At 67.0% G+C, this 6,059-nt stretch carries 6 protein-coding genes; all 6 read left to right on the plus strand.

Annotated features, from left to right (window positions below; genetic code table 11):
• Window positions 1-571, plus strand: a 571-nt coding sequence (locus tag I0Q12_RS16300) for an SDR family NAD(P)-dependent oxidoreductase (protein WP_231610796.1), incomplete at its 5' end; no start/stop codon positions are given.
• 30 nt (window positions 572-601) lie between these two features.
• Entirely contained in the window at window positions 602-2,245 is a 1,644-nt protein-coding gene (locus tag I0Q12_RS16305) for a rhodanese-like domain-containing protein (protein ID WP_197252895.1), read from the plus strand.
• Window positions 2,242-3,123 (plus strand): ABC transporter permease, encoded by an 882-nt coding sequence (locus I0Q12_RS34905; RefSeq protein ID WP_307846281.1) that lies wholly within the window; start codon window positions 2,242-2,244, stop codon window positions 3,121-3,123. The genes I0Q12_RS16305 and I0Q12_RS34905 overlap by 4 nt, the downstream gene beginning before the upstream one ends.
• A complete protein-coding gene (locus I0Q12_RS16315; protein ID WP_197252896.1) occupies window positions 3,110-3,892 on the plus strand; it encodes an ABC transporter ATP-binding protein in 783 nt (260 codons plus the stop codon). Before I0Q12_RS34905 ends, I0Q12_RS16315 begins: the two co-directional genes overlap by 14 nt.
• Window positions 3,893-3,939: 47 nt before the next feature.
• The gene (locus tag I0Q12_RS16320; RefSeq protein ID WP_197252897.1) at window positions 3,940-4,998 is read left to right on the plus strand and encodes an ABC transporter substrate-binding protein; all 1,059 of its coding nucleotides are present in this window, start codon (window positions 3,940-3,942) and stop codon (window positions 4,996-4,998) included.
• A gap of 43 nt (window positions 4,999-5,041) precedes the next feature.
• Window positions 5,042-6,059: NtaA/DmoA family FMN-dependent monooxygenase (locus I0Q12_RS16325; protein WP_231610797.1), on the plus strand; the 1,018-nt coding region annotated here is incomplete at its 3' end.

Here is a 6,059-nt window from a genome sequence, read left to right on the forward strand (position 1 = left end):
ATCCGTGAAAGCGCTCGTCGACACCGTCGCACAGGAGTTCGGCGGCATCGAAATCCTGGTGAACAACGCGGCCGAACAGCCTGCTCAGCACGGGCCGAGTTTCAACGACGCCGACGACGAGTGGTTTCACCGGCAGATCGACGTCAAGGTCATCGGCTATCTCCGCACGATTCGCGCGGTCGCGCCCCTGCTGATCGAGAACGGCTGGGGCCGGATCATCAACATCAGCGGCACGGGTTCGCGGCAGACCGTGTCCGTCATCGGTTCCGTGCGTAATGCGGGCGTCACCGCCTTGACCAAGAACGTCGCGGACGAACTCGGCAAGTACGGCATCAACGTGACGGTCGTGCACCCGGGCGCGACGCGCACCGAACGTTTCGAGGAGTTCCGGAACCGCGCTTTCGTGAACGAATCGACCCGAAAATCGCACCTCGACAACGTCATCGGACGAGTTGTCGAACCCGAGGAGGTCGCCTGGGTCGTGGCCTTTCTCGCGTCGCCGCGCAGTGCCGCGATCACCGGCGACGGAATCGTCGCCGGTGGCGGCATTCCCGGCTTCATCTACTACTGACCGACTTCACGTCCCTCGGAGGAACACCCCATGCCCACTGTCACCACGTCGACCATCGCAGCCGACGAACTGCACGATCTCTTGTCGATCCACGACGAATACGCGCTCCTCGACGTCCGCGAGGCCCGGGTTACGGCCGAGGAGGGCTCGATCCTGCTCGGTGTTGCGGTCCCGCTGAGCCGCCTCGAACTGCGCGTCGACGCGCTCGTTCCGCGACGTTCCACGCCGGTGATCGTCTACGACGGCGGCAAGGACGACGACCTCGCGCAGCGGGCCGCGTCCCGGCTCGCCGAGCTCGGCTACGTGGATGTACGCGTGCTCGACGGCGGGATCGCCGCCTGGGCGAATGCCGGCTACACGGTCCAGTTCGGTGGCGACAACGTCGTCGGCCAGGCGTTCGGTGAATGGATCGAAGAGGTCTACAGCACGCCTCACATCAGCGTTCCGGAGTTCCGCGCCAAGGTCGCCGCCGGCGAGGACATCGTGGTGCTCGACAGCCGCCCGATCGGCGAGTTCGAAAACCACAGCCTGCCGGGCGGCACCTCGATTCCGGGCGCGGAACTGGTCTATCGAGCCGCCGAAGTGGTGAAGTCGCCCGAGACGCTCGTCGTCGTCAACTGCGCCGGGCGGACCCGCAGCATCCTCGGAGCGCAGGTCCTGATCAACGCGGGACTGCCCAACTCGGTCGTCGCGCTGGAGGGTGGCACGCAGTCGTGGGTTCTGGAGGGGCTGGAACTCGACCACGGCAAGCATTCGGCCGCGCCGCTTCCCACCGGTTCTTCCCTCGACCAGGCGCACGCTGCCGCAGAGCGCTTCCGCGATCGCTTCGGAATCCGGTCGATCGACAAGGCGACCCTCGCGCAGTTCCGCACCGAAACCGACGAGCGCACCCTCTACGTCTTCGATGTCCGCACTCCCGACGAGTACGCCGCCGGCCATCTGCCCGGCACCGTCTCGGCGCCGAGTTGGGACGTCGCCCCGTGGGTGTTCCGCTACATCGCGACCCACAACGCCCGCATCGTGCTGGTCGACAACGACTCCGTGCGCGCAACCGTCGCGGCGTCGTGGATCGTGCAGGTCGGCTGGGGCGAGGTGTACGTACTGGAGAACGCGTTCGACGGTGAGGCACTCGAGACCGGCACCGGCCCGGCAGTACAACTGCTCGGATTGCCCGGCGACGTCACGACCGTCGATGCCGCGACGCTGAAGGACAACATTGCCGCCGGAACCGCGCAGGTCGTCGACCTGCAGCCGAGCCTCGACTACCGCGACGGCCACATTCCCGGTGCGGTGCATGCACTTCGGTCCCGGCTGGTGAACTCCGTCGCCGACATCCCCGGCGACGGCGCGATCGTGTTGACCTCGTCCGACGGTGTCCTTGCGATCTATGCGGCCGCGGATCTGGCCGGTGCGACGCAGCGACCCGTCGAGGTCCTCGAGGGCGGTACCGCCGCCTGGGTCGCGGCCGGTGAACAACTCGAGTCGGGTGACGAGAACCTGCTGCACGGACGCGACGATGTGGTCTTCACCCATTGGCGCGAGAGCGACCCCGAGGTTCAGAAGGCCGGGTTCCGCAAGTACCTGTCCTGGGAACTCGGCCTGGTCGCCCAGTTGGAAGCCGACGACACCGTCCCGTTCAACGCGTTCACCCAGCCGCAGGACAGCTTGTCGTGACCGCCGTCGACATCTCGCGCGAATCCGCGTCGACGGCAGCCGACGCCCCACCTGTCCGGCCGGACGTCGAGAACCTCAGTCCGAACACCGAGGCAGGCAGGATCGGAGCTGCCGCCCGGGTGTGGCGCGGGCGGGTGCTGCGGTTCCTCGTCCCCGTTGCACTCATCGTGCTGTGGCAGCTGTCCTCGGTTCTAGGCTGGGCGGACGAGTTCACCCTGCCGCCGCCCAGCAAGATCCTCGCCGCGTACGGCGAACTGTGGTCGAACAACGACCTGCAGGAAGCGCTGCCGGTCTCGATCCGGCGGGCCGGGATCGGTCTCTTCTTCGGCGTCACGTTCGGTCTGGTCCTCGGCCTGTTCGCGGGTCTGTGGAAGATCGGCGAGGAGATCTTCGACGCTCCGCTGCAGATGCTCCGCACCATCCCGTTCATCGCGGTGGTGCCGCTGTTCATCACCTGGTTCGGCATCGACGAGAAGCCCAAGCTGATCCTCATCGCGGCGGCAACCGTGTTCCCGGTGTACCTGAACACGTACCACGGGGTGCGCGGCGTCGACAAGAAACTCATCGAAGCTGGGCAGACGTTCGGTCTGCAGAACTGGCGGCTGGCCGCGCGCGTGATCCTGCCGACCGCGCTTCCGTCCGCGTTGACCGGCATCCGATATGCCTCCGGCGTATCACTTCTCGCCCTGGTACTCGCCGAGCAGATCAACGCGCGGGAGGGCATCGGCTATCTGCTCAACAACGCCAATCAGAACCAGCGGCAGGACATCGTCATCGCCGGGATTCTCATCTACGCCGCGCTCGGCATCGTCGTCGACGTGGTGATGCGGATCATCGAACGTTTCGCGCTCCCCTGGAGGCCCCGTGTCACCATCTGAAAACTCTCTGCCGAGCGAATCCGGCAGCGAGACAGGTCCGTTCGCGGTCGACGCCCGGGGTGTCCGGCGGGTGTTCGGCGACCGGGCCGTGCTCGACGGCGTCGATCTGCAACTGCGGCAAGGCGATTTCGTCGCCCTGCTCGGACCGTCCGGAACCGGCAAGACGACGCTGCTCCGCATCCTGGCCGGTCTCGATGCCGCCGACGGCGGGACGGTGGTGGTCCCGAGGTCCCGGTCCGTCGTATTCCAGGAACCCCGGCTCGTGCCCGCCCGGCGGGTGTGGCGCAATGTCGTGCTCGGCAGCCGCCACGTCCGCCGCGATCGCGACCGTGCCGTCGCAGCGCTCGACGAGGTCGGACTGGCCGGACACGCGGACGCCTGGCCGGTGACGCTCTCCGGTGGTGAGGCACAGCGTGTCGCGCTGGCGCGTGCGCTCGCCACCGAGCCGGGGCTGCTTCTGCTCGACGAGCCGTTCGCGGCGTTGGACGCGCTGACCCGCATCCGCATGCACGACCTGGTGGGGGCACTCATTCGCCGACACAACCCGGCGGTGCTGCTCGTCACCCACGATGTCGACGAAGCCATCCTGCTCGCCGACCGAATTCTCATCCTCTCCGACGGCAACATCGACGTGGACATCACCGTCGACATCGACGAACCGCGGCGACGCAGCGACGCCCGCTTCCAGGATCTGCGTCAGGCACTGCTCGACAAACTCGGCGTCGGGCGCGCCGCGCGCGCCGCGGCGCTGGCCGCGATCGGAAACTGACCCGACCCGCCCGGCGCTCGACCATCACCTACAAGGAGTTACCCCTCGTGTCCGTCCCTGCCCGTTTCGCCGCCCGCGCCGGCCGCCGGCTCGCCGCCCTGACCGCCGTACTCGCGCTGGGAGCCGGTCTGTCCGCGTGCAGCAGCGCCGACAGCGCGAACAACGACGACCCCCGGAACGTGACCCTGACGTTCGGCTTCCAGACCGCCGACTATCCGGCGTTGCTCGAGGCATCCGGGCTGTTCGAGGACCTGCCCTACACCCTCGAAACCCCGGTCATCGCCGGCCCGGCCGCTCAGATCTCGGCCCTGTATTCGAAGGCGACCGACTTCGGTCTGGTCGGCGAGAACACCGCCGCCTTCGAAGCCGCCAACGCCGAAAACGACCTCGGCAACGCCGATCCGAAGATCTACACGATCGCCGGTCTCGCCTACGAGGGCACGCCCTATCCGGCCCCGGCGCTCTTCGTGAAGAAGTCCGCCGGGATCTCGAAGATCGAAGAGCTGAGGGGACATACGGTCGCCTACAACTTCGGCGGCAACATCTACGCCGGATACGTCAAGATCCTCGCCGATGCCGGGCTGACGGTGGACGATATCGAACCGGTTCAGCTGCCGGACAACCAGGCCGCCGCCGCGGCGTTCGCCGCCGGGCAGGTCGATGCGGTCGTCACCAGCTACTCCCACGTCGCCAAGGCCATCGAGTCCGGTGACGCGGTGCAGCTGACGACCAACGAGGAATTCGGCGTCAAGGGCGGCGCCGGGTTCATCACCCGGCCGGACGTGCTGGCGGACGCGGGCAAACTCGCCGCGGCCGAGGACTTCTTCGCCCGGTTCAGCAAGCTGTGGAGCGAGTGGTACCCGGCGCACGAGGCCGAGGTGACGGGCATCCTGCAGGACGTCCTCAAGCAGGCCCCGGACATCGCGAAGATCAATTTCGAGAACGGCAAGCACGGCAGGCTCTACCGCGTCGGCGATCCGGAGTTCATCGCCTCGCAGCAGAACATCGTGAAGGCGGCGTACGCGGCCGGCGGTGTCAAACACGACTACGACATCGCCAAGGTCTTCAATCCCGTGTTCGACCACATCACGGTTTCCGACCAGTGACAGCATCGCTCCCGCACCATCTTTCGAGGACGCCGAGAATCACATGACCAGAACCCGTCAGCTGCACCTGAACACGAACGCGCTCAACGCCGGCAAACATCCGGCCGCGTGGCGGATCCAGGACGACCCGCTGGGTATCGTCCACATCGAGTACTACCGCAACATCGCGCGCATCGCCGAGCGCGGGACCTTCGATGCCCTGTTCCTCGCCGACGGCCCGGCCCTCCCCGGTACCGTCGCCGAGCAGACGTGGAACTCGCTCGAACCCTCGGTGCTGCTCGCTGCGATCGGTTCCGCGGTCGAGCACATCGGCCTGATCGGGACCATCTCGACGACGTTCAACGACCCGTACAACATCGCGCGGCGCTGGTCGACCCTCGACCACGTCACGCACGGCCGCGCGGCCCTCAATTTCGTCACCACCCAGAATCCCGAAGCGGCAGCCAATTTCGGGCTCACCTCGCTCCCCGACCGTGAGGAACGGTACGCCCGGGCCGAGGAATTCGTCGAGGTCCTGGTCAAGCTGTGGGACAGCTGGGAGGACGGCGCTCTCGTCGCCGACCGGTCCACCGGGCAGTACGCCGACGTCGACCGCATTCATGCGATCGACCATGAGGGACAACGCTTCTCCGTGAGCGGCCCACTCAACGTCCCCCGCACACCGCAGGGACGTCCGGTGATCGTGCAGGCGGGAGACGGCGGCACCCACATCGCCGCCAAGTACGCCGACGCCGTGTTCAGCGCGCAGACCGTGTTCGAGGAATCCCAGAAGTTCTACCGCGACCTCAAGGCACAGGCACAACGGCACGGTCGCCGTCCGGATCAGATCCTGCTGCTTCCCGGCCTGTTCCCGATCGTCGGGAGCACCGAGAAGGAAGCGCTCGAACGCAAGGCGCTGCTCGACTCGTTCCTGGACCCCGACGAACAGAAGGCCGAACTCGCCACGAAGCTCGGGCTCGAACCCGACGACCTCGAACTCGACAAGCCGCTCCCCTATCACCTGCTCGACACCGAACGGTTCGGTGCGTCGGCCGGCTTCTACAAGTCCACCCTCGCGCTCG

It is taken from the genome of Rhodococcus sp. CX (genome assembly GCF_015865005.1).
Lineage (GTDB): Bacteria > Actinomycetota > Actinomycetes > Mycobacteriales > Mycobacteriaceae > Rhodococcus.

What these genes read in the sequence shown, in the direction of transcription:
- I0Q12_RS16305 (WP_197252895.1), top strand. Translation starts at nt 602, where the DNA reads ATGCCCACTGTCACCACGTCGACCATCGCAGCCGACGAACTGCACGAT.